The sequence below is a fragment of the Humiphilus diazotrophicus genome (genome assembly GCF_059726315.1).
The window spans coordinates 1,606,702-1,629,338 of sequence record NZ_AP040870.1 but is presented as its reverse complement, the minus strand read 5'-3'; the positions used below and the strand labels follow the sequence as shown (position 1 = coordinate 1,629,338).

General features: G+C 52.5%; 20 protein-coding genes. 10 read left to right on the top strand and 10 right to left on the bottom strand.

Annotation, left to right across the window (positions count from 1 at the left end; all coding sequences use genetic code 11):
• Positions 1–56: 56 nt before the first annotated feature.
• The 3 genes from AC6I7T_RS08015 to AC6I7T_RS08005 are packed head-to-tail and all read right to left on the bottom strand — an operon-like array spanning position 57 to position 3,626.
• On the bottom strand, positions 57–2,114 hold the full coding sequence (locus AC6I7T_RS08015; protein WP_497792832.1) for a S9 family peptidase: 2,058 nt from the start codon (positions 2,112–2,114) through the stop codon (positions 57–59).
• A 44-nt stretch (positions 2,115–2,158) separates the two neighbouring features.
• Entirely contained in the window at positions 2,159–2,941 is a 783-nt protein-coding gene (locus AC6I7T_RS08010) for an ABC transporter permease (RefSeq protein WP_497792831.1), read from the bottom strand.
• Positions 2,934–3,626, bottom strand: coding sequence for an ABC transporter ATP-binding protein (locus tag AC6I7T_RS08005; protein ID WP_497792830.1), 693 nt, complete (start codon positions 3,624–3,626; stop codon positions 2,934–2,936). The genes AC6I7T_RS08010 and AC6I7T_RS08005 overlap by 8 nt, the downstream gene beginning before the upstream one ends.
• A 120-nt stretch (positions 3,627–3,746) precedes the next feature.
• On the opposite strand from AC6I7T_RS08005, the gene AC6I7T_RS08000 reads away from it, so the two are divergent.
• The 3 genes from AC6I7T_RS08000 (at position 3,747) to AC6I7T_RS07990 (ending at position 5,964) form a co-directional block, all read left to right on the top strand.
• On the top strand, positions 3,747–4,370 hold the full coding sequence (locus tag AC6I7T_RS08000; RefSeq protein ID WP_497792828.1) for a DUF4142 domain-containing protein: 624 nt from the start codon (positions 3,747–3,749) through the stop codon (positions 4,368–4,370).
• Between the two features lie 139 nt (positions 4,371–4,509).
• Positions 4,510–5,262: a TPM domain-containing protein gene (locus tag AC6I7T_RS07995; RefSeq protein WP_497792827.1), complete on the top strand. Its 753-nt coding sequence runs from the start codon at positions 4,510–4,512 to the stop codon at positions 5,260–5,262.
• A gap of 123 nt (positions 5,263–5,385) precedes the next feature.
• Complete coding sequence (locus tag AC6I7T_RS07990) at positions 5,386–5,964, top strand: LemA family protein (protein WP_497792826.1); 579 nt, start codon at positions 5,386–5,388, stop codon at positions 5,962–5,964.
• Between the two features lie 73 nt (positions 5,965–6,037).
• Here AC6I7T_RS07990 and AC6I7T_RS07985 read toward each other — a convergent pair whose 3' ends face one another.
• Together AC6I7T_RS07985 and AC6I7T_RS07980 are read right to left on the bottom strand one after the other, a co-directional pair.
• The gene (locus AC6I7T_RS07985) at positions 6,038–6,385 is read right to left on the bottom strand and encodes an STAS domain-containing protein (RefSeq protein WP_497792825.1); all 348 of its coding nucleotides are present in this window, start codon (positions 6,383–6,385) and stop codon (positions 6,038–6,040) included.
• Positions 6,386–6,399: 14 nt separating this feature from the next.
• Positions 6,400–6,840: an ATP-binding protein gene (locus AC6I7T_RS07980; RefSeq protein ID WP_497792824.1), complete on the bottom strand. Its 441-nt coding sequence runs from the start codon at positions 6,838–6,840 to the stop codon at positions 6,400–6,402.
• Positions 6,841–7,203: 363 nt separating this feature from the next.
• On the opposite strand from AC6I7T_RS07980, the gene AC6I7T_RS07975 reads away from it, so the two are divergent.
• Together AC6I7T_RS07975 and AC6I7T_RS07970 are read left to right on the top strand one after the other, a co-directional pair.
• Positions 7,204–8,496, top strand: coding sequence for a magnesium transporter MgtE N-terminal domain-containing protein (locus tag AC6I7T_RS07975; protein ID WP_497792823.1), 1,293 nt, complete (start codon positions 7,204–7,206; stop codon positions 8,494–8,496).
• A 149-nt stretch (positions 8,497–8,645) separates the two neighbouring features.
• On the top strand, positions 8,646–9,884 hold the full coding sequence (locus AC6I7T_RS07970; RefSeq protein WP_497792822.1) for an Nramp family divalent metal transporter: 1,239 nt from the start codon (positions 8,646–8,648) through the stop codon (positions 9,882–9,884).
• A gap of 13 nt (positions 9,885–9,897) precedes the next feature.
• On the opposite strand, the gene mutT is transcribed toward AC6I7T_RS07970, so the two are convergent.
• Both mutT and AC6I7T_RS07960 read right to left on the bottom strand, forming a co-directional pair.
• Positions 9,898–10,338 carry an 8-oxo-dGTP diphosphatase MutT gene (mutT, locus tag AC6I7T_RS07965; RefSeq protein ID WP_497792821.1) on the bottom strand — a complete coding sequence of 147 codons (441 nt, stop codon included), beginning with the start codon at positions 10,336–10,338 and terminating at the stop codon, positions 9,898–9,900.
• 108 nt (positions 10,339–10,446) lie between these two features.
• Positions 10,447–11,172: an HAD family hydrolase gene (locus AC6I7T_RS07960; RefSeq protein ID WP_497792820.1), complete on the bottom strand. Its 726-nt coding sequence runs from the start codon at positions 11,170–11,172 to the stop codon at positions 10,447–10,449.
• Positions 11,173–11,359: 187 nt separating this feature from the next.
• On the opposite strand from AC6I7T_RS07960, the gene AC6I7T_RS07955 reads away from it, so the two are divergent.
• The 4 genes from AC6I7T_RS07955 (at position 11,360) to AC6I7T_RS07940 (ending at position 15,063) form a co-directional block, all read left to right on the top strand.
• Positions 11,360–12,289 carry a site-specific tyrosine recombinase gene (locus AC6I7T_RS07955; RefSeq protein ID WP_497792819.1) on the top strand — a complete coding sequence of 310 codons (930 nt, stop codon included), beginning with the start codon at positions 11,360–11,362 and terminating at the stop codon, positions 12,287–12,289.
• Positions 12,286–13,215: a tyrosine recombinase XerC gene (locus tag AC6I7T_RS07950; protein ID WP_497792818.1), complete on the top strand. Its 930-nt coding sequence runs from the start codon at positions 12,286–12,288 to the stop codon at positions 13,213–13,215. Before AC6I7T_RS07955 ends, AC6I7T_RS07950 begins: the two co-directional genes overlap by 4 nt.
• Before the next feature lie 214 nt (positions 13,216–13,429).
• Complete coding sequence (locus AC6I7T_RS07945) at positions 13,430–13,969, top strand: DUF2087 domain-containing protein (protein ID WP_497792817.1); 540 nt, start codon at positions 13,430–13,432, stop codon at positions 13,967–13,969.
• Positions 13,970–14,154: 185 nt separating this feature from the next.
• Positions 14,155–15,063 (top strand): alpha/beta fold hydrolase, encoded by a 909-nt coding sequence (locus AC6I7T_RS07940; protein WP_497792816.1) that lies wholly within the window; start codon positions 14,155–14,157, stop codon positions 15,061–15,063.
• 124 nt (positions 15,064–15,187) lie between these two features.
• Here the strand turns inward: AC6I7T_RS07940 and AC6I7T_RS07935 are convergent, their stop codons facing one another.
• Positions 15,188–16,417, bottom strand: a complete 1,230-nt coding sequence (locus tag AC6I7T_RS07935) for a VIT1/CCC1 transporter family protein (protein WP_497792815.1) — start codon at positions 16,415–16,417, stop codon at positions 15,188–15,190.
• Positions 16,418–16,588: 171 nt separating this feature from the next.
• The gene (locus tag AC6I7T_RS07930; protein WP_497792814.1) at positions 16,589–17,419 is read right to left on the bottom strand and encodes a tetratricopeptide repeat protein; all 831 of its coding nucleotides are present in this window, start codon (positions 17,417–17,419) and stop codon (positions 16,589–16,591) included.
• 569 nt (positions 17,420–17,988) lie between these two features.
• On the opposite strand from AC6I7T_RS07930, the gene secA reads away from it, so the two are divergent.
• On the top strand, positions 17,989–20,955 hold the full coding sequence (secA, locus tag AC6I7T_RS07925; protein WP_497792813.1) for a preprotein translocase subunit SecA: 2,967 nt from the start codon (positions 17,989–17,991) through the stop codon (positions 20,953–20,955).
• 118 nt (positions 20,956–21,073) lie between these two features.
• Here the strand turns inward: secA and AC6I7T_RS07920 are convergent, their stop codons facing one another.
• Entirely contained in the window at positions 21,074–22,357 is a 1,284-nt protein-coding gene (locus AC6I7T_RS07920; protein WP_497794572.1) for an amino acid deaminase, read from the bottom strand.
• Positions 22,358–22,637 lie beyond the last annotated feature (280 nt).

The window sequence follows — 22,637 nt, the reverse complement described above, 5'->3', positions numbered from 1 at the left end:
GTGCTCCAATATCATCGATATCGGAGCACGAATATATTTCCGCCCGTTCTGTTGCCCTAAGGCTCAACGCCTAATTCCTTCATGAGGAATGCATAATCGAAGGCTATTTCCTTGAGATAGTCGTAACGGCCTGAGGCACCGCCGTGTCCTGCGCTCATATTAGTTTCGAGCAGTAGAACGTTATTGTCGGTCTTCAGCGTGCGTAGCTTAGCGACATACTTAGCCGGTTCCCAATACATCACCTGACTATCATTGAGAGATGTTCTTACCAGTATTGCCGGATAGCTCTTCTTCTCCAGGTTGTCGTAAGGGGAATAGCTCAGCATGTACTCGAAGGCCTCTTTTTCGTTCGGATTCCCCCATTCTTCGTATTCCGGAACCGTCAGAGGCAAGGAGGCATCGAGCATTGTGTTCATCACGTCCACGAAGGGAACATGGGATCCTATGGCGCGGAAGAGATCGGGACGCATATTCACTACAGCGCCCATCAGCAATCCGCCAGCGCTTCCTCCTTCGGCTGCTACGCGTTTGGGATCGCCATAGCCGTCGGCTATCAGCTTTTCAACAATGCAGATGAAATCCGTGAAGGTGTTCTTCTTGTTCATCAATCGGCCCGCATCATGCCAGGGCTTTCCCATATCGCCACCGCCGCGAATGTGGGCATAGGCCAGAACAAAGCCCCGGTCGAGAAGACTCAAGCGATTGGAATTGAAGCTGATGGGCAAGGCATAACCATAGGAGCCATAGCCGTAGACATAAAGCGGATTCTTGCTCTGCTGCTTCATGTCTTTGCGGTAGACGATTGAGACCGGTATCTCTACACCATCGGAGGCCTTGGCAAAGATTCGGTCTGATTGGTAGAGCGTGCGATCGAATCCTCCCGGAACCTCCAGCTGTTTAAGCAGAGTAGATTCGGTGCTCTTAATGTCGTATTCGTAAATCGAGCTGGGAGTTACAAGAGATTGGTAACTGTAACGGAACTTATCGGTTTCAAACTCCCGGTTGACATGCGGATAGGCGGTATATGCGGGTTCGGGGAAGCGAATCTCGCGGCTATCTCCAGAGTCGAATTGGACGACATGAAGATGCGGTAAGCCGTTTTCTCTCTGAGAGGCAACGTAGAAGCCCTGGAAGAGGTCTACGTCCTCCAGCATGATGTCTTCGCGATGAGGAATGACTTCAGCCCAGTTGGATTCTTCGGTCGCGTGCACTGGTGTTGTGACAAGACGGAAGTTACGTCCCTTGTCATTGGTGCGGATATAAAACAGCCCATTCCGATGCTCGGCATAATACTCGTGATTGTCCCTCCGGGCTGCAATCACTTTCCATTCGCTCTCCGGGCTATCGGCTGAGATAAATCTTCCTTCGCTGGTGGTGTGGCTGGAGGATTCGACGATGATGTATTTCCCATCGCGCGTTTTTCCGGCTCCGATGTTGAAGCGCTCATCCTCTTCTTCCCAGACCAGGACATCCTGAGCGTTAGGCTGACCCAGGGTATGACGATAGAGACGGTATTGGCGTTTTTGCTCTTCGTCCTCGATGGTGTAGAAGAGTGTGCGATTGTCGTTTGCCCAAACGAGCGAGCCAACACGTTCCACTTTCTCCTGAAGCAACGTGCCAGTCCGCAGGTCTTTTATCTGCAAAGTGTATTGCCGGAATCCTGTGGTGTCGGTTGAGTAGGCTAGAAGGTTGCCGTCATCGGATACGGAAAAAGCTCCGATAGCCATGAAGTTCTCACTTGCAGCTAATGCGTTGACATCGAGAATGATTTCTTCTTCAGCCTCAAGGGAGCCCCGTTTGCGGCAATAGATTGCGTACTGCCGGCCCTGTTCGGTTCTGGTGTAGTAAAAGAAGCCCCCATCTTTGAAGGGAACCGAAACATCGGTTTCCTTGATATGGCTGAGCATCTCGTCATAGAGCTTCTTCTGCAGATCTTCCAGAGGTTTCATCACGGAAGCCGTGTAGGCGTTTTCGGCTTCCAAGTATTGGATGACCTCAGGGCTGGACTTTTCGCGGAGCCAGCCGTAGTCGTCGACCAGCTTATGACCGTGAATGGTTATCTCTTTCCGCTCTTTGCGGGCCACAGGGGGATTGGTGATTTCCATTGTGCTCATCAATCAACAGCATAACTCGGTCAGAGAGATTGCCGGAATCGCTTTCATGGACGTAGCAGCAGCTGTTCATGAGTCGAAAAAATACGGGACTTTACCAAATAGCTGGAGATCAGACAGCTCAGTGCCGAGGCGGAAAAGATGGTTGCAAGAATGACAAATTGATAAAGGGCTGCGTAGATCGGGGAGGCTCCTGAGAGCACCATCCCGGCCATGATTCCGGGAATCCAGACGATCCCCAGGGAACGGATGTTGTCGATGGAAGGGATCATACTCGCCCGATATGCCGCCAACAGATATGGTTTCAGCGCGACATCTCCTGAGGCCCCCAGAGAAAGAGCTGCTTCGATTTCCCCTGTATGTGCAGTCACTTCGCCGCGGAGGCGATCAAGAAAGAGGGACTGCATGTTCATAGTATTGGCGATAATCATGCTGCCCACTGGAATCAGCAGAGTGATTTGCAGTGGAATTACGCCTGTGGTCACCATAACCGCCAGCACACAACCCGCTCCGGCGGCAATGGAGATCAACGCAAGCGTGAAGCTACGTGGAATCCGTTGTGCTCGTTTACGTACGATGCTGGCTGCTGCCACAATCATTGCTGCGAGAACCGGCACAGAAAACCAGCGCGAGCCATGCAGCATGGCTGCCAAAATCAGCCCAACCAGCACAATCTGGGCGATGCCTCGTACTTGAGCCAGCGGGAGTTCTTTGCGAAGATCGACGCCTCTCCTCAGAGCCAGAAACATGATGAACAGGGCAAGGGTGGCCGAAACGACGCATTCGGCGATGCCTCGTGAAAGCTGATTTGCAAAGAGGTGTTCAATCACGAAAGATCTCCTGTACGAGTCCAAAACTCTTGGTTTTTCCAGCTTCCAGAACCAGAACTCTGTCCGCCATTCGTCTTGCCTGGGCCATATCGTGAGTCACCCAAATGCAGGTAAGGTGTCGGCTACGAATCAGTGTTTCCAACAGTATCTCGACATCGGTCTTGGCCACCTCATCCAAGGCCGATGTGGGCTCATCCAGCAACAAAACCTCCGGTTGATTTGCCAGGGCACGAGTAATGGCTATTCGTTGCGCTTCTCCTCCTGAGAGCGTGAGAGCGTTGCGAGATTCATAGCCAAGCAGGCCAACTTGTTGCAGTAGGGAGGTAATTTCTGTTGTGGAGAGCTGCTTTGCCAGTTGTGCGGGACCGAATCCAATGTTTTCGGCTACGGTGCCAGGAAAGAGATAGGGGCGTTGCATCACCATTCCCATCCGTTGTCGCAAGACTTGGGGAGCAATTGCCTTGGTGTCCCGCCCGTCAAGGAGAACAGAGCCTTCTGTCGGCTCGTCGAGTCGATTTAGGAGACGCAGCAGGCTACTTTTTCCAGCACCACTAGCTCCCACAACTGCAAGAACTTCTCCTTGCTCCACATAAAAACTCACATCTTCCAGAATCGTTTTGGGGGCCGGGCCGGGCAACTTCCGGCTTAATGCGTGGCCCTCAACAATACGTCGGTTGCGTTCCATTGGGGCTGAGTTTACATGGAACGATGCTGCGGTGGGCTAAAGCCTTTCTGGACCACTGAGGATGCTTTGGCGCACTGCCCAAATGTTTTTTGGAGGTGTACTCCTGTGAGCCGTAGTCGAATGTCAAAGTTGATTGCAAAGGCCGGCGGAATCTTGCTGGTATCCGGCACGATGGCTTTTGCACAGATGCAGCAGCCCAATAACCCATCACAGCAGCCGTCGGCTCCAACGCCGGGGAGCACAGATCCAACAGCAACCACCGCTGCTGGAATGCCCAATCAGAATACGAACGCCATGGCCGATCGTGACTTCGTAAAGGAAGCTCTCCAAGGCGGCATGGTTGAGGTTCAGTTGGGGCAACTTGCTCTTCAAAAGAGCAACAATGACCAGGTCAAGCAGTTTGCCCAGAAGATGATTGACGACCACACAAAACTGGGAGAGCAGATGAAGCCTGTCGCCCAGCAATTGGGAGTCAAGGAACCTACCGGACCCTCGAAGAAGCAAAAAGAAACAATCTCTAAACTGCAGAATCTAAACGGCGATGCCTTCGACAAAGCGTATGTGCAAGCTATGGTGAAGGATCACCAGCACGATCACATGGCCTTCCAGCACGAAGCCCAAATGGGAGGAGATCCGGAAGTGAAACAGGCTGCAGCACAGGGTGAGCAAGTAATTTCTACCCACCTGCAGTTGATAAAACAAATCGCCAAATCCCAAGGCGTGACGGGAAAAGGAGGGGAATAGCTTCGTACAAAATGCCTGAATGTATAACTTCAAAAGAGGGCGTCTTTGTAGGCGCCCTCTTTTCGTTCGCCCGGTACAATAACAGCCAATGCCCCGTTTGTCTCTGCGTTCGTTCTGTCTAGTGCTCCTGGTTGGAGTTGTGTTTGCCCTACCCCTCTCGTTATGGGCCGAGCGGATTGAGGATCTTCCAAAACCTCAAGGCTATGTAAGCGACTTTGCCCACGTGCTCTCCCCCGAGGCCGAACAGAAGCTGGATGTCTTTTGTGGTCAGGTGGATCGTCGTGCAAATGCTCAAATTGCTGTTGTCACGATCAATACCCTGGATGGTGACGACATCGACGACTTCACCAACCGTTTGGAAGAGAAGTGGAAGGTGGGCAAAAAAGGCTCTGATCGAGGAGTTGTCCTGCTTTTTGCTGTCCAGGACCGAAAGCGAAGGATTGAGGTCGGTTACGGACTGGAAGGCATTCTTCCCGACGGGAGAGTCGGTGATATTGGCCGCAGCATGGTTCCGTATCTTCGAGAAGGAAACTACGACCAGGCAATTTCGCTGGGAGTGAGCCAAGTAGCCGAGGTGATTGCGGCGGATGCCAAGGTTACCTTGGAAGAGCCAAACAATGTTCCTCGACACCGAGCCTCGCATGGCGGCGGCATTGGGAAACTGATCTTTGTCATTGTTTTCTTCTTCATCGTCTTTCTGCTGCTATCCCGAGCCGGTGGCGGGGGAATGCTTGGATTCCTTATGGGAATGTTTCTAGGGAGTATGTCATCCGGACGCCGCGGAGGTAGAGACGACGACTGGGGCGGCGGTGGAGGTGGTGGCGGCGATTCCGGCTTCGGTGGTTTTGGCGGAGGAAGCTCCGGCGGTGGCGGAGCTAGCGGAGACTGGTAATCTAGTGGAAGCTTTTATTCCTGGTTCTACAGCACTGCGTTGAGGTTCTGTTAGCTAAGGCTTTTGTGAAGCAGGCAAGTCGCTGGCAACGGAGAATGCCAGCCGAAGGAGAAGAAAAAGCAAATGCGTCGAGGTCTTTGGATTGCTCTAGCGGCAGTCGGTGTGGTCTTCCTGGTTGTACTGCTGATTTTCGGCAGCTACGTCAGCGCAAAGAATCAAATGGTCGCCAAAGATGAGACAGTCAAGAACGCCTGGTCTGAGGTAGATGTGGTTCTACAGCGACGGGCTGATCTGATTCCGAACTTTGTGGAAACGGTGAAAGGCTATGCCAAACACGAAGAGACGGTCTTTGGCGACATCGCTAATGCTCGGGCTGGTCTCCTGAATGCCCGGGATCCGGAAAGTAAGATTCAGGCCAATGGACGACTGGACTCGGCCTTTGGGCGGTTGCTGGCGTTGTCAGAGAACTATCCCAACCTCAAGGCCGATCAAAATTTCCGTGCTTTGCAGGACGAATTGGCCGGAAGCGAGAATCGGATTGCCGTAGCTCGCAGACGCTACAACGAGTCTTTGCGCGATTACAACGTCTACATTCGCCAGTTCCCGAACAGCATCTGGGCTGGGATGGCAGGCTTCCAGCCCAATAACGCGTATTTCCAGGCCTCGGAAGGTTCTCGGAACGCTCCTACCGTAAAGTTCTAGGACTGGAATCCAGTCATAAACTCAAAGGGGCTGCGAAAATCGCAGCCCCTTTGCTTGTTGTGAGATTTTCGGCTTACTTGCCGAAAGATGCGATAGCGCTAGCTTCGTCTTCTTTGATCTCAAAGACGGTATAGAGTTTGGTGATTTGCAGTAGATCATGAACCTTCTTGGTAAGGTTCAGCAGCTTCAATTCGCCACCCTGATTGCGAACAGTGGTATAGGCGCTGACCAATTCACCGATGCCCGAGCTGTCGATATAGTTCACGTCAGCCAGATTGAGCAGGATGTACTTGGAACCTTTGGCCAGCAGATCGCGGATCCCGTCTCTGAGCTGAACACTGCCTTCTCCGAGTGTGATCCGACCACTCAAATCCAAAATCGTTACGCCGTCAACCTGACGGGTCGTCGCTTTCATCGCCACGTAGTCTTTCCTCCTTAGTTTTCAGCTCCAGCGGCTGCCAAACGTTTTACCAATGTCAATTCTGTACCCGGGTGCAATGGCCTGAAGTGTACTTCATCCATGAATGTCCGAATCAGAAAGATACCGCGTCCTGTTCCACGCAGCAAATTTTCGGGCGCCAAGGGATCGGGAAGTGTATCCGGGTCCAAACCTTTGCCCTGATCTGCAATTTTAATCACGAGTGCCTGGCCTGTATTTTCAAACGAAGCCGAAATTCTCTTTTCCGGGTCATAAGAGTTACCGTGCAGAACCGCATTGATGGCGGCTTCGCGCACGGCCATGGTGACGCGAAAGGTTTCGTCTTCGTCCAGGCCTGCGTCTTTCGCCAGTTGTTCGGCGGTCTGTTCCACCTGGGCGACACTTTCCAGAGAGGAAGTCAGCGTGTACGTCATCGGACTTGCCTGTCGTTCGGTCACTTGGCCTTCCTCGCGTATTCTCAATGTGCTTCCTGGGCGCTTCAACTTGACTATGTTTGGATGCCTACTTTTACGCAGTTTGCTTGCTGGTTTTTTCTGTGTCAAGCATTGGCTGCAGAAATTGAACGATTATGACAAGAAATTTTTCGCAAGACGCCGTTCTTTTGCCAGAAGATGCCTAAATTTAGTTCCGAAATTAGTCTCGAATGTACCAAACCTGTTCCATCTCTGGTCTCAGAATCCGGAAGGATCGTTTTAGCTGGAGCATACGAATTCCATTCATTGAGATGCTCTGGAGCCGGTTGGTACACCGGGTTCTTTCTCGTATTTTGTAATCGGATTTGTACGCTGGGCGACTTTCTTGTGCGCCATCTTCTTCTTCCAGATACACTCAAGACGATGCGCGAACGCCTGACACATCTTGTAAGCCTCACGTCTTTGCTCGGACTTCCGGTTACCGATCGGGAGGGGCATGTGCGTGGGCGTTTGCAGGATATCGCTGTGGCCACAGGCGCGGACGCTGGTCGCGTGGCGGGGTTGGTCCTGAAGGCTCGAGAGGGGAAGCAGCTTGTTTCCGCTTCAGACGTCATCCAGACGCCAAGCGGAACGCTCGAATTGACGAATACGGCTACTCCTTCTCCATTACGAGCGGAAGAAAATTACCTCCTGTTGCAGCAAGATCTCGTCGACCGTCAGATCATCGACATCCATGGCCGAAAAGTTGTTCGTGTGAACGATGTCGATCTGCAGTGGTTTTCTCACGGGACAAAAGCCGATCTTCGTGTCGTAGAGGTAGAGGTCGGTTTGCGGGGAGCCGTGCGCCGTCTGTTGAAGGGCATGGTGCCACGGAAGAATCTGGAGTCCTTTTCCCGGCACTTTACAGCCAGGGTGATTCCCTGGGAATTTGTCGACGTGATCGAGGTAGATCCGGCACGACGGGTCAAGCTCAAGATTGAGCATGAGCGACTGGCTCAGCTACATCCTTCCGATATCGCGGAAATCCTGGAAGATCTGGCACCCGCAGAGCGCGACGCTATTTTCACCACTTTGGATGAAGAGGTAGCTGCCGAGGCTCTCGAAGAGGCTGATCCCAAGCTGCAGAAATCTCTTGTCGAGTCGCTGGATCACGAGCGATTGGCCGACATCGTCGAAGAGATGGATCCGGGCGCTGCGGCGGATTTCCTGGCTGAACTTCCGGAGTACAAATCGGAAGCCATTCTGGAAGAGATGGAGCCGGAGGAACGCCAGGAAGTCGAAGAGCTCCTGGAATTCCGGGAAGACTCGGCTGCCGGTCGCATGACGACCGAGTATGTGCAGGTGCCGTTCAATGCTACTGTGGCTGATGCTGTACAGACCCTGCGTCAATTCGAAGGTGATCCTGAGTCTGTTACTGAAGTCTTCGTGGTCGATCAGGGTGATGTGCTGAAGGGCGTAGTCTCCTTGCCACGCCTGATTATGGCACTGCCGGAAACACACGTCAGAGTCCTTAGTGAGCCACGCTTCATTTCCTGCCACGCGGACACGCATCAAAATGAAGTGGCGGAACTCTTCGATAAGTACAACCTGAGAGCCTTACCTGTTGTTGACTCCGAAGGGCGTCTTGTAGGAGTGGTGCAGGCCGAGCAGGTGATTACGTTTCTTCGCGAAGAGCGTTAGCTTTTCCACGACTCTTCCTCGCGCATAAGAACAAATATTTGTGCAGACCTCATTTTTTGTCTCTTGAGGTGTGCCGAGGTGCTCAGCACCTGTTATGTTCTACGAGGGAAACCCATGTAGACTTAACATCCCGGAATCGATGCCTACCCATGCTCAGACGTTGGAAAATTCGCCTGCTGCTTTTCTTGGCCGTACTTGGCCCAGGCTTTATTACTGCCAATGTCGATAACGATGCGGGTGGCATCCTCACCTATTCGCAAGCCGGAGCACAGTTCGGGTATTCGCTGTTATGGACCATGTTGCCCATGACCTTGGCACTCATTGTCGTGCAAGAAATGTGTGCTCGCATGGGTGTCGTGACTGGTAAGGGCTTGAGCGATCTGATTCGCGAAGAGTTTGGATTACGGATCACTTTCATCATGATGATGCTGCTCATCGTGGTGAACTTTGGCAATGTGGTCGCCGAGTTTTCCGGAATTGCAGGCAGTCTGCAACTCTTTCATGTATCCAAGTACATTTCTGTGCCGGTCTGCGCCTTGCTTGTGTGGTCCTTGGTTGTGAAAGGTGACTACAAGAGCACGGAGAAAGTCTTCCTGATTGCTTCTGTGGTCTATATCGCGTACATCTTCGCTGGCGTGCTCTCCCAGCCGGATTGGCACGATGCCTTGGTAGCCACAGTCAAACTGCCACCACGCTCCGTATGGCGCAGCGCTGACTATGCCTACATGACTGTAGGTATGATCGGGACCACGATTGCACCGTGGATGCAGTTTTATCTTCAGTCGTCGATTGTGGAGAAGGGCATCAATGTCCGGAATTATGCTGCTTCGCGACTGGATGTAATTGTGGGCAGCTTCTTTACGGATTTGGTCGCCTGGTTCATTGTTGTAGCCTGTGCCGCAACGCTCTTTGTTCACGGGATGGGCGCCATCAGCGTTCCCGCAGATGCTGCGGAGGCAATGAAACCGCTGGCCGGTCCTTATGCGTTTCTGTTATTCGCCTTCGGTTTGTTTAATGCTTCGCTCTTTGCGGCCAGCATTCTGCCTCTCTCAACCGCATATACCGTTTGCGAAGGACTCGGCTTTGAATCCGGTGTCGACAAAGGGTTCAAAGAGGCACCATTCTTCTACTGGCTCTATACGCTGCTTATTGTCGGTGGTGCAGCCGTTGTTTTGATTCCTAATTTCCCCCTGGTGAAAGTGACAATTCTTTCCCAGGTTCTGAACGGCATTCTCTTGCCGATTGTCATCATTCTGATGTTGCTGCTCATTAACCGGCGCGATCTGATGGGTGAATATGTGAATTCTCGCTGGTTCAACATCGTAGCCTGGATGACTGCGATTATCGTGATCGCACTTTCTTTGCTGATGCTCTTTCCGAAGAAATAAAGAAAAGAGCGCTCTACAGCAGCTTTCCTGTAGCAAGCTCTTTAATGAGAGTTCGATCTGCTGCGAGGAAATCGTACTGAGGAAGATCTCTAAGATTGACCCATCGAATCTCGTGGAAGATGCGGTTGGTCAACTCCCCATGGAACTCTGAGACAGCAAAAAACTGCAGGTCCACAGCACTCCCATTGCGGTAAGTGTGCCGAATGCGGGTGACAAGAGAGCCGACGACGGCGTCAATACCCAGCTCTTCATCCAATTCGCGGCGTAGTGCCTCTTCCGGGGTTTCTCCCGGTTCTACTTTTCCCCCGGGGAATTCCCATTGCAATGCCATGGGCTGGTCTTCCCGCCGTTGGCAAATGAGGATTTCGTCTCCACGGAGAATAAGTGCTGCCGATACGGCACGCACTTGACGCACACCGTCGTGAGAACCGGATTGAGTCGTTGCTTCCGCCATGTCTATGTAGTTTAGATGGCATTGTGGCGGATAAGACGCAAAGTTGCAATGCTGTCATCGGGGGGAACCATAAAGGTGCCCCCTGCAATCTAGCTCTGCAATTGCCCCTTAGGAGGCGCAGGTAGCCGGGAAATAGACCGACCAACCTCTTTCGGCCGCCAAATCCTGGAGAGCCGGAGTCGGATTGACCGGGAAAGCATGTTGCGCAATTTCCAGCATGGCAGCGTCGTGGATGGAGTTTCCAAAAACAGCATCAGGATGAGGAAGTCCGACTCTTTGAAGAGAAGCAGCCTTTCCTTCGTCTGTCGGAACATCGATCAGGTCACTGGTAATCACACCATTCCGGATTTTGACGCATGCCGCCAGAACTCTCTCTGCCGGAATTCCGAATTGCTTAACTCCTTCTTCAATAACCCAGTTATTTGTGGAGCTGACAGCCCAGATTTCGGCATCGGTGCGCTGCAATTTTGCGATTAACTCTTTCATTTCCAGGAAGATACTCGGTTCGATACGCTTGCGGAAGTATTCTGCTGAAGCTGCCCGGATCTCCTGTTCCTGAAGACCGTTGTATAGCTGAACCATCTCTCCGCAGATGGTCAGTTCGCTTACTGTGCCGCTTTGATAACCGCGATATCGGGAGTCCATCCAGTCGATGGCGCTGCGGGAGATTAGTCCTTGCTCAATGGACCAATCCATGAAACCGGAGCCTGCGTCGCCTTTCCAGAGCGTTCCATCGCAATCAAATACCACCTTGCGAGGCTGGAGGCTCAGAACAGCGTTTTGAAACTCTTCGGTCGTCCATTTTACGGGGGCGAGGGGCTTGGTACTAGGCAAACAGTTTTGTCCTTGTCGTAGGCTTTCTCCCATTCTCCGTGATCCCAGGGGAATTTGCACGAAATTTGGAGGCCGTTACAGAGGGGCGGTCAAGCCCCTTTTCCTATTTGGATGAGGAGATAATCAAGTTGGTACAGTCGCATTGGCCTTTTCAAGAGGAATTCATGAATAGCAATAAGCTAGTCCTGTGAGCTTTGCTCCTAATTCGGAACTGATTCGCTCTTTTGTCACATACCTTCGTGTCGAAAAAGGGTTGCGTCCCCTCACTTGCGAGGCCTATCAGAGCGACCTCATCATTTTTTGCGAGTACCTGGAAAAGGGAAATGGGCTACTCCTTACAGCCCGCCAGGAACAGATTTCCGGCTTTCTCGAACATCTCAAGGCGCATGGCGTAGAGTCCAGATCTGCAGCCCGCAAACTCTCGTGTTTGCGCGGTTTCTACAAATGGCTTCTGTTGGACAAGCGAATTGGATATGACCCGACGGTAAACATCGAATCCCCTTCGGCCTGGAAGGTATTGCCCAAGGCATTGGCAGAATCCGAGGTGGAGGACATGCTGGACCGGGCAGAGCTTCAGGTCGAGCATGAGCAAAACGACGCCACTGCTTTACGTGATTGCGCCATTCTGGAGTTGCTTTATGCCGGAGGGCTGCGTGTCTCCGAGGTAACCGGTCTTCGCACTGAAGATCTGGCCTTGGATGAAGGGCGGGTAATGGTTCGTGGCAAGGGTGATAAAGAACGCATCGTCCCCTTGGGGCGTGCTGCGGTTACGGCTCTGGAAACCTATTTGGAAAAGGCTCGTCCGCAATTGAGCCGCGCTCGCAATTCCGATCGTTCCAGGTTATTTCTCTCGGTGCGGGGAAGGCCATTGACTCGCCAATGGGTTTGGCAGCTGGTGAAGTCAATGGACCATCACGCCAGTCCTCACATGCTGCGCCATAGTTGTGCTACGCATATGGTTGAGCATGGCGCCGATTTGCGCACCGTGCAGACGATCCTTGGTCATGCCGATATCTCCACCACCCAGGTCTATACACATCTGGCACTTGGAAGGCTCAAAACAATCCATCGGCAGCATCATCCCCGGGCTCGCCGGGAGAAGGATGACGCGCAATGAGCTCTCAGCCCGAAGTAAAGCAACTGGTCTTTGAATATCTCCAGGTTCTGGCAAATGAACGTGCCTCTTCGCAACATACTCTGCGTGCCTATGAACGGGAGCTGAACGATTTCGCCGATTATCTGGTCGATCAGATGAGCGCAGAGGTGAGAATTGCGCAGGTAGAGCATCCCCGGATTCGCGCCTATCTGGGTGTTCTCTACGATCGAGGATTGTCAAAGGCATCGGTAGCAAGAGCTCTGGCAGCAATTCGATCCTGGTATCGATGGCTGGCTCGTATTGGCCGCGTTGAGCAAAATGTAGCAGCCCTGGTGTCTACCCCCAAATTGCCTAAGCATCTGCCTAGAGTTCCATCGATCGAGCAAGTCAATCGCCTGGCGGACCAAATCAATGGAGAGGTTGCCGCCTGGCCTGCACGAGATAGCGTTATTTTTGAGTTGCTCTATGGCTGCGGTATTCGAAATGCCGAATTGGTTGGGCTCAACCTGGAAGATATTCAGTGGGCGAATGAAGCCATATTAATTCGAGGCAAGGGAAAGAAGCAGCGCTATGTGCCTCTTGGAGATGCCGCTGCCGAGGCTTTACGCACTTACTTGAAAGAGAGAGAAGCACGGCTTTCTGCCGCGCAACGGGAGAGCCAGGCGCTTTTATTGAATCTGAAATTACGTGGAGATGGCCGCCTTACCACTCGCAGCGTTGGACGTATTGTGAAGCGTGTTGCTGTCAGCCGAGGACTCTCTGCCGATGTGCATCCGCATACACTGCGGCATGCCTTCGGCACTCATATGTTGGAGGAGGGAGCCGATCTGCGGGCTATTCAGGAACTACTCGGACATGAAAGATTGAGTACGACACAACGCTATACGCAATTGACCTCCAGCCAGATTACTCAGGTCTATGATCGTACCCACCCTAGAGCCAAATAAGGGAAGCCTGTATTGACCGCAGGAGTATTTTGCGATCCCGCACTCCGATCGTATAATTGCTCCTGGTCGGCAGTTCACCTAGGCGTCGCCAACCCCGCAAGGGAGCTAAACCTGCCAAACCCCGTATATCGACTGACACCCTATCCCCGTGCCAAGTCGGAAGATGGCGACCACCGACAATCTAATCTGGATCGGCACGAGTGAGAGGATTCGGATGTCACGATCGATACTGCCTTTTTATGCAGAAGATATTTCTGCTTTAGTCCGCTCGCTGAATCATCAGCTTGCCAGTTGTGATCATTCTCCTAGCCACGTCGAGCTGTTGAATATGCTTGCTCGCGCTACCGGGCATCGCAATTTTCAGCATTTTCGTTCGCAAGTAGTGGCTTGTGAACGGCTGAATAGCCCACAGCCTCCGGTTGCGCCTGTCGACTATATCCATCTACGCCGTATATCCCGTTATTTCGATGAGAGTTCACGATTGGTGAGCTGGCCGTCGAAATTCAGCGATCAGGAGCTATGTCTCTGGGTCTTTTGGTCCAGACTTGCTCCCAAGCAGGTCTATACGGAGTACGAGATAAGCAGCCTGCTCCAGTCCAGTCATCTGTTTGGCGATTCCGCATTGTTGCGGCGCGAGCTGATTGACCGGCGCATGGTGGCAAGAACTCCCGATTGCCGTGAGTATCGGCGAATCGAGCAGCAACCGCCGCTGGAAGCACGCGAACTTATTCGACTGATGAGCAAACGGTCCTAGCGCAATTCTGCGCAGGGACACCCAGGAGCGAGGTAATGAGCGGAGATTTCCGCCCATACCTAACGCGTCTTTCGCAATACTGTGAACTTTTGACGAGGTGCTTAACTTCCGTGCCTCTGTTCTACACCTTTGCGAGAAATGCCTTAGGCTCCCCTCCTCAATGAACACTCGAAAAAGGACAGGTTATGGAATCTTTGCAGGGAAAGCTGCCGGGGACGCTAACGGATAGCGTGTGCCCCGTAATCATCAATACTTCACGTGGTCCGGTGGAATATGCCTCATTTGGAGAGGGCCCGGCGATATTAGCTTTGCACGGTGCCATGGGCGGTTATGACCAGAGTCTCATTCTCGCTCGAACTGTGGGAGCTTCCGGTTATCGATATATCGCCGTTTCTCGGCCTGGCTATCTTGGCACTCCGCTAAGCTCGGGACGTAGCGCTGAGGATCAAGCCGATCTTTGTGCTGAGCTACTGAATCAGTTACAAATTCACGATGCTGCGGTAATGGCGATCTCCGGAGGTGGCCCCGCCGCAATTCAATTTGCTTTACGCCATCCTGAGAGATGCCGGTGCCTGCTATTGTTTTCAACTTGCAGCCGCAAAATGGACACCCCAATTCCTTTTGCCTTTCACCTCCTAAAATGGACGGCTCGCTATCCTTTTCTGATCAAGTTGATTGGCAAAAGCGCAAGAAGGAATCCTGAGACGGCGGCTCGACGATCAATCACCGATCCAGTGTTGTTGGAGCGAACGTTAAAGGATCCGGAAGCCGGTCCATTGTTCATGTCCGTTATGGCCATTACCTCTGACCGAGTCCGGCTTCGTTTGCCGGGGACGGAAAACGACATTGCTGTAACGCGTAAGAGCGTCGATTATCCTCTTGAGCAGATCTCAATGCCTGTTTTGAGCGTGCATGGTACCGCAGATCCTGTTGTACCTTTTGTGCCGCATGGGAAGGGCTTTCAGAAGCGTGTTCCTAGAATCGAATCTCTCGCAATTGAGGGCGGTGAACATGCCTGTATCTTTTCCCATAGGGACGAGATCCAGAAACGTGTCGAGCGGTTCCTTCAGGATCATTTAAAGGTCCGTTCGTGATCCCTTCGTGAAGTATGAGGGGGTTGGGAGAAGGCAGTCGCTGCAACGCGTCCAAGCCGGTAAACGCGTTGCAGCGGTTAGCAATGATTGTGAGAGACGCACACCAAGTTGCGTCTCTTGCTACTTAAGCGCCGAGGTGTCCTAAGCCAAGTCCAATGACATAGGTGACGATGCCTTCCAGGGCTCCTACCAGCGTCATCTCCATGCCGCTTGCCCACCAGGAGCGCACCGTGATCAACGACTTTGCCGCGCCGACAGCGAAGTGCGCTATCAGCGAGATGATGGCAGCAGCAATGACCGCAGGATATCCGCTGATGAAGAAGAAAGGAATGATCGGAATGAACGCTCCAACGGCGGTTGAAATGGCGCCGGAAGTTGCCGAGGTGATGGGATTGCTCAGCGCGTCTTCTGTCGAATTCAGCCGTTCAGCGGCAAGTGCACGGAGCATCTGATCGGGCCGCTTGGCGATATGTTCAACGACTTGATCGGCATCTTCTTGCGGAAGCCCCTTTACCTGATAGTAGAGGGAGAGCAGCTCCCGAGCCTCTGCTCCGTTCATCTCGATGGCTTCACGTTCCCTCTGTAGCTCGGCTTCGTAGATTTCTCTTTCACTCTTGGCCGCGAGATAGGCTCCCGACCCCATGGAAAGGGCACTGGCTACCATACCTGCAATGCCTGCCAGCAGCACAAATTTGCTATCTCCGAGGGTTGCTCCAGATACACCTGAGACGATGCCAAAGATCGCTCCCAGCCCGTCGTTTACCCCGTAGATTGCGTCTCCAATCCATCCTCCTGCTTGGGAGCGTCCGGCATTGCGCTTGGCCAGGAGTTCTTCCAGCAGTGACTTCGGATCGATGTGCGGCTTTTCTTTGCGCTGAGGATAGCGGTCGCGAATCAGGCTACTGAGTTCGCGATAATGAATCTCCTCGTCTGCGATGACTTGCTTCAGAATCTCAATGCTGGGCTCATCCTCAAGCTCGCGCAGCTGTTGTCCATAGCGAGCGATATCTCTGCTTTCATCGATCTCCAACCGACGAAGAGCGAGTTGTGGCCCACCTACGCGATTTGCGAGAGAGTCGGCATCTCCATGAGCAGGGCCGCTATAGACAGGTTTTGAAGCACCGAGTTCAAGAATTCTCTTCTCCCAAAGCGCTGCGTGGGATTCTTCCTCCTGCGCAAGTTCCTTGAGAATTTGCTTGCGCACCGGATCATGGTCACGTTCCGAGAGCGCCAGGTAAGTGTGATAACCGCGCATCTCGGCTTGCCAGTTCTGTTCTAGAGCGAAAAGAACCTTTCGAGCTTTGGCTGTGCCAAGCTGCACACCACTGGATTGTTGCGTGGAATCGCTAGCCAATGCCTTCTCCTTCTCTTTTGTGGGAAGGTTCAGAATAATGCAAGTTTCCTCGAAGACGGAAATAGATTCTATGGAAAGAGAACAAGATCAGGGCGATCTCCATTGGGTCAAGAAAAAGGGGAAGGAGTATGACTCACTCCTTCCCCGAGCATGATTAGGAATAAACCGTTCTTACGATTGCCAGTGAATATTTTCGTCATTCAGGAGCTTTTGGAACTGGGGCGTCTTCCGCAGTTCTGCGAATTCCTGATCTTCCATCAATTTCTTGCGATCCTTAAACCCGAAGTTAAACGCCTTACGTAAATATTCGATTGCCTTGTCGGTATTTCCAGCCTGGGCATACGTTTTGGCGAGGTAATAACTCACTGTTGCGCGCTGTCCTGGAGGTCCTTGATGCTCGATTTTGCCTAAGGAATTCCTCTCGAAGATTTCCGGATCGAGAGTCAGCGCCCGTTGATACGCTTCAGAACCATCAGTGAATCTCTTGTCTGCAAAATATGCGGTGCCCAGATTGCTGTAGGTTACAGCTGAATCCGGGGCATACTTCAGGGCCTTGCGATAGAGCTTTTCCGCGCGGTGATAGTTCTTTTCCTCGTAGAAGACGGAGCCTAGATTGTTCAAGGCCTCCGGGTATCTAGGATTCATCTTGAGTGCACGCTCGTAATGCTTCTTGGCCTCTTGAAAGGCGAAGAGGTGATGGTAAGCTACCCCCAACTTATTCCAGATCACTGCTGAGTCGGAGGGGCCAAGCATGTAGGCGTTTATGGCTTCAACGTACTTTCTGTTGGCCATGAAGATGTCGCCTTGCATCTCTTGTGTGATCTGGGGTGTGAGCGAAGGCTGCGCTTTGGGAACAGTAGTTTCATCAGTGGATCTGACACTGCTGATGAGCTGCCCCGCGGTCTGTCCGAGAACTCTTGTAGAAACAAGCGGGCAGAGGGGGCCGATGAGCGAGAGCCAACTACATAATGTGGTAGTCAGCACGTGGCGGAGCCTAATCATAATCGCCTCCTGACCTGAATGCAGTCAGGTAACGCGTCGGTTCAATTGAATCAACCTAAGGAATGTCTTGAGACGCCCATTCCCTCGGACGATTCTGCCTGCTTCGTAGGAAGCAGGCTCCGCTGGAAAGGGATATCAGGATCAATCCCTAAATTAAGGCTGAATCTTACTCCTGTTTCCAGGACACAAGAAATAGCGAAAATGTGGGATCTCTTCCCTCATTCCTACAGTGGAAAAAACGCGTATAACCCAAAACATTGTGAGAACTCGGAATTGCTTTTGGAAAGGTACTTCGATATCTCGATTTTTTCCTGTGATGTGCTTACCTAGAGTTAGTGATTTAGATCACGATTAGGGGCGCGGCGGGAAATCTCTTGGCGGGGCACTTCTTCGTCCGGGCTGTTACTTTGGAGTAGAGACAGATTTTAAAGATATTTGAAGATTTATCCTCTGTTTGGCTGGATAATCTACAAAATTTTGTACTTTCTGATACGTGGCAGGAACTTCTGGGAGATGCGGAAGCGGGGTTCCTTACAAGCGGTTACACTGTTATATGAGGAAACTAGGCCTTGATCGGTAGTGCTCTTACAAAAATTTTTGGCACCAGCAACGAACGTGTCGTAAAGCGGCTGATGCCGACTGTTCAGGCAGTCGGGGAACTGGAACCTGCTACGCAGCAGTTGTCCGATGATCAGCTATGCGCCAAGACCGCAGAATTTCGCGCCCGGATTGCCGAGCGTTTGGCCGGTATTGAAGACGCGGAGAGCCGTAAAGCGGCGGAAAAACAGATTTTAGATGAGATTTTGCCCGAGGCCTTCGCTGTGGTTCGCGAAGCTGGCCGACGTGTACTGAACATGCGTCATTTCGATGTCCAGTTAATCGGTGGCATAGTGCTTCACCAGGGCAAAATCTCTGAAATGAAGACCGGCGAAGGTAAAACGCTGGTTGCCACTCTTCCTTGCTATCTGAATGCTCTGGCCGGCCACGGCGTTCACGTCGTTACGGTTAACGATTATTTGGCCAAGCGCGATGCTGAGTGGATGGGCAAGATTTACCAGTTCCTGGGCTTAACGGTGGGCGTGATTGTGCATGACCTGGACGACAGCCAGCGTCGCGAAGCCTACGGTGCCGACATTACCTACGGAACTAATAACGAGTTTGGTTTTGACTACCTGCGCGACAACATGAAGTTTGAATTGTCAGAATGCGTGCAGCGTGGTCACTACTACTCGATCGTCGACGAAGTCGACTCGATCCTGATCGATGAAGCTAGAACTCCGCTCATTATCAGTGGCCCGACTGACCAGACTACGGATAAATACGTCCGGGTAAATCGCATCATTCCATCTCTGGAAAAGGGTGAGGAGATCGAGCAGGGGCCGGGAGAACCCAAAATCCTTACCGGTGACTTCGTTGTTGATGAAAAGCACAAGACCATCGGAGTAACCGACGAGGGCTGGGTAAAGATCGAAGGTCTCCTGGGGATCGGCAATATTGCCGACGTTGAAAACTGGGAGCTCAAGCATCACGTCGAGACGGCTATCAAGGCGCATTCCCTCTATAAGAAGGATGTCCAATATGTCGTGAAGGACGGCGAGGTCATTATCGTCGACGAGTTTACCGGCCGCTTAATGCCGGGACGCCGCTGGTCCGACGGTCTGCATCAGGCCATCGAGGCAAAGGAAGGTGTAAATATCCGCCGCGAAGACCAGACCTTGGCGACGATTACCTTCCAGAACTACTTCCGCCTTTACCAGAAGCTCTCTGGTATGACCGGTACCGCAGAGACGGAAGCAGCCGAATTCGACAAGATCTACAAGCTCGAAATCGTCGTCATTCCGACAAATCGTCCGATGCAGCGTATCGAGAAACCTGACGTCGTCTATCGCACTGCTAAGGAAAAGTACTTTGCCGTTGCCGACGACATCGCGGAGTTGCATAAGAAGCAACAGCCGGTTCTTGTCGGTACGACGTCGATTGAGAAGTCCGAGGTCCTGTCGCAGATTTTGCAGCGTAAGGGCATTAAGCACGTTGTGCTGAATGCGAAGTATCACGAGCGCGAAGCCGAGATTGTGGCACAGGCGGGCCGTTTGGGAATGGTCACCATCGCCACGAACATGGCTGGCCGTGGTACCGATATTCTGCTTGGCGGTAATCCTGACTTCGTGGCGAAGCAGGAACTGATTCGGAAGAATCAGGCTCGGGCCATCAGTGCTTCCGAGGGAGCGATTAATCCGATTGCTGCTCCCGGAATGCTGCGCTTCTACTACCAGGGACAGGAATTCGAAGCCTCTCAAGAGGTTTGGAACCAAGTTTATTCGGTCCATGCCGAAGCTGCAGTTCACGAGCATGAGGCGGTTGTCCAAGCTGGCGGTTTGCACATTATCGGAACCGAGCGGCATGAGTCCCGTCGTATCGACAATCAGCTGCGTGGTCGTGCCGGACGTCAAGGCGATCCAGGTGCTTCGCGTTTCTATCTTTCGCTCGAAGACGATCTGATGCGCATCTTCGCGAAGGAATGGGTTTCAACTCTTCTGCAGCGGTTGGGCATGGAAGAGGGAGTTCCCATTGAATCCGGCCTTATTAGTCGTCGAATCGAGGCTGCGCAGAAGGCGGTCGAAGCTCAGAACTTCGAATCCCGTAAGCATTTGCTCGAATACGACGACGTGATGAACAAGCAGCGTGAGGCCGTCTATGGTCTGCGCCGCCAGCTCCTGGAGAATATCGATCAGAAGGAACTGATCCTCGAAGATTACGCAGCAGGAATCCTGAGCGGGACTTTGGATCAATTTGCCGGGGAGAATGTTCATCCTGATCAGTGGAATGTTGATGGCCTGAAAAAGAAGTTGATCGAGCAGTTTGGTCTTGATATGGCCGCCGCTGGAGTCAATCCTGCTGAGCTTAGCCGTCACGAGCTAGGGGAACAGATCTTCGAAAGTTTGAAGAAGAAATACGAGGTAAAGGAGCAGATTATCGGCTCCCAAGCCATGCGTTTTCACGAGCGGATGATCATGTTGAGCGTTATGGATGGTCTTTGGAAAGATCACCTCCTGAACATGGATCACCTCAAGGAAGGAATTGGCCTTCGTGGTTACGGCCAGCAGGATCCCCTGGTTGCCTACAAGCGTGAGTCGTTCGACATGTTTGAAGGCATGATGGAGCGCTTCCAGGAGGATACCGTTCGGTATCTCTTCCTTATGCAGATCGTAGGACCCGACGGTCAGCCGATTAACGAGATTCCGCAGATCCAGAGACCTTCTCCAACGCCGGTTCTCGAGTCTGGACCTGAAGGGAACGGGACATCGGCTTCGCAAGAAATTGCGATTCCTGTTCGTCAGCCTTCCACAACGATTGACGAGCTAGAGCAGGAGTTCCATCGCAAGAAGCAGAAGGACCTTGAGGCTGCACGTATGGCCGGTGCCTCTTCCGCTTCTCCGGTGGCTCAGCGCCGTAGCGGGGATAAGGTCGGCCGCAATGATCCTTGTCCTTGCGGCTCAGGCAAGAAGTACAAGAAGTGTCACGGTGTAGAGTCGTAACTCCGCTCGATTGGCCTTTTAGCGGCTGATTACGCCAGGAAACCCAGATGCCCCGTTCTTTCGGTCTTTTTGATCGGAAGAATGGGGCATCTGGGTTTTGAGCAACACCTGTTTTGATCTAGAAGAACGTCTGCACTACATCCACCACACGGTATTCACTATCCACGATTGGGATGGTGCGCCACTTGTCAAACGTAAGACATGGATGCGAGATGTCGAAGGCAATCATGTCTCCTACCCTGAGATCGTCGCTTTCCGTAATTTCCATAAAAGCATGCTGATCCATCATCTTGGTCAACTTCCAGTGCCTGGGGGCTGCAGAGGGCTTTGCGCTGCTGTCAGGGCGATGGTGTAGAGCTGGAGAGGGCAATCCCGCATCGAAGGCTGCGTCTCGCTTTCCGAGGCCGATAATAGCTTTGCACTTTTCAGGAATTGACAGGACAGAGGCCCACACGTGCATGGCTGGGAGCAATCCGGGAGGCATGCTCTGGGCTATGGGGTTTCGCTCCAGAATTCTCTCCTGCATCGTGCGATAGACTCCGACATCGTGCGTCAGATAGCAGCCCGGACGGAGAATCAGCTCGACAGACTCTTTCAATTTTGCTTTCGCCAGCTCTTCTGCCACTACGTCATACCAGGCGGAGCCTGCTCCGGACAGGATGATTGGACTTCGGTCGAACCACTTGCCTTCAGCCAGGAGACGCGTCGTCCCGACCATCTGGTGGACGAGGCTACTAACTGCATCTTCGTTGTCCAGGATGCCTTCATAGATTTCAACTCCGCAGAGAGCGATGTGTTCACGATAGTTCTTCAGCGCCGCGAGCAGGTCCTGTAACTGCTGAGGATTGCGGATGCCGGTACGTCCTCCTTCTACCCCAACTTCGAGCAGGACCGATATCCGTTTTCCCTCCTTTCGAAAAAACTCTCCGAGCTGTCCAACCTGTTGAGCGGAGTCCACCAGACAAAAATACTCAAAATCTGGATCGTGCAATAGTTGTGCAATAACACGGAGGTTCTGGAGGCCGATCAGTTGGTTCGCCATGAGAACGCGGCGGACTCCATGCCGATAGGCGACTTGAGTCTGATGAGCGGTTGCCAGCGTAATGCCCCATGCTCCCGTCTGCAGTTGGAGGGAAAAGAGCTTTGGGGACATCGTGGTTTTTCCATGCGGAGCCAATTTCATTCCATAGGTAGAGATGAACTTCTGCATCCACCGCAAGTTGTGCATCAGTTTCTCTTCATAGAGAACGGCTGTTGGCAGGCTCAAGTCCTCATGGAGCAGGTTCCAGTTCAGTTGAGCGATCTCGGCGGCCCTCATTGGCCGCTCCATAGATCCCAATCCCTTGTTGAAGGGATCTATGAATGAATCGACATCGGGGTTGTGCAATAGAGAAGCTGTCATGTCTGCCAACGAAGACCTCCTGGGTTATTTCCGCATGCTATACCGTTTTGATAAATACCGTGTCCGGACAAACGAGAGCCCCGGAGTGGCTCTTCTTTGACGGAAGGCTGCGTATGCCTCTGTGATTTCGTTTACACCTTTGCGGGAAATACCCTGATAAATCGCAGGTATGGTTGGCTTTTCGAGTGAATGCCAGGTAGCCAGTTGTGCTCTGCTTAAGATGCCCTGCGGCTGGCGGATAGGCTGCATAGTTCAAATGCCGTAGGTTGCAGCGGGATGT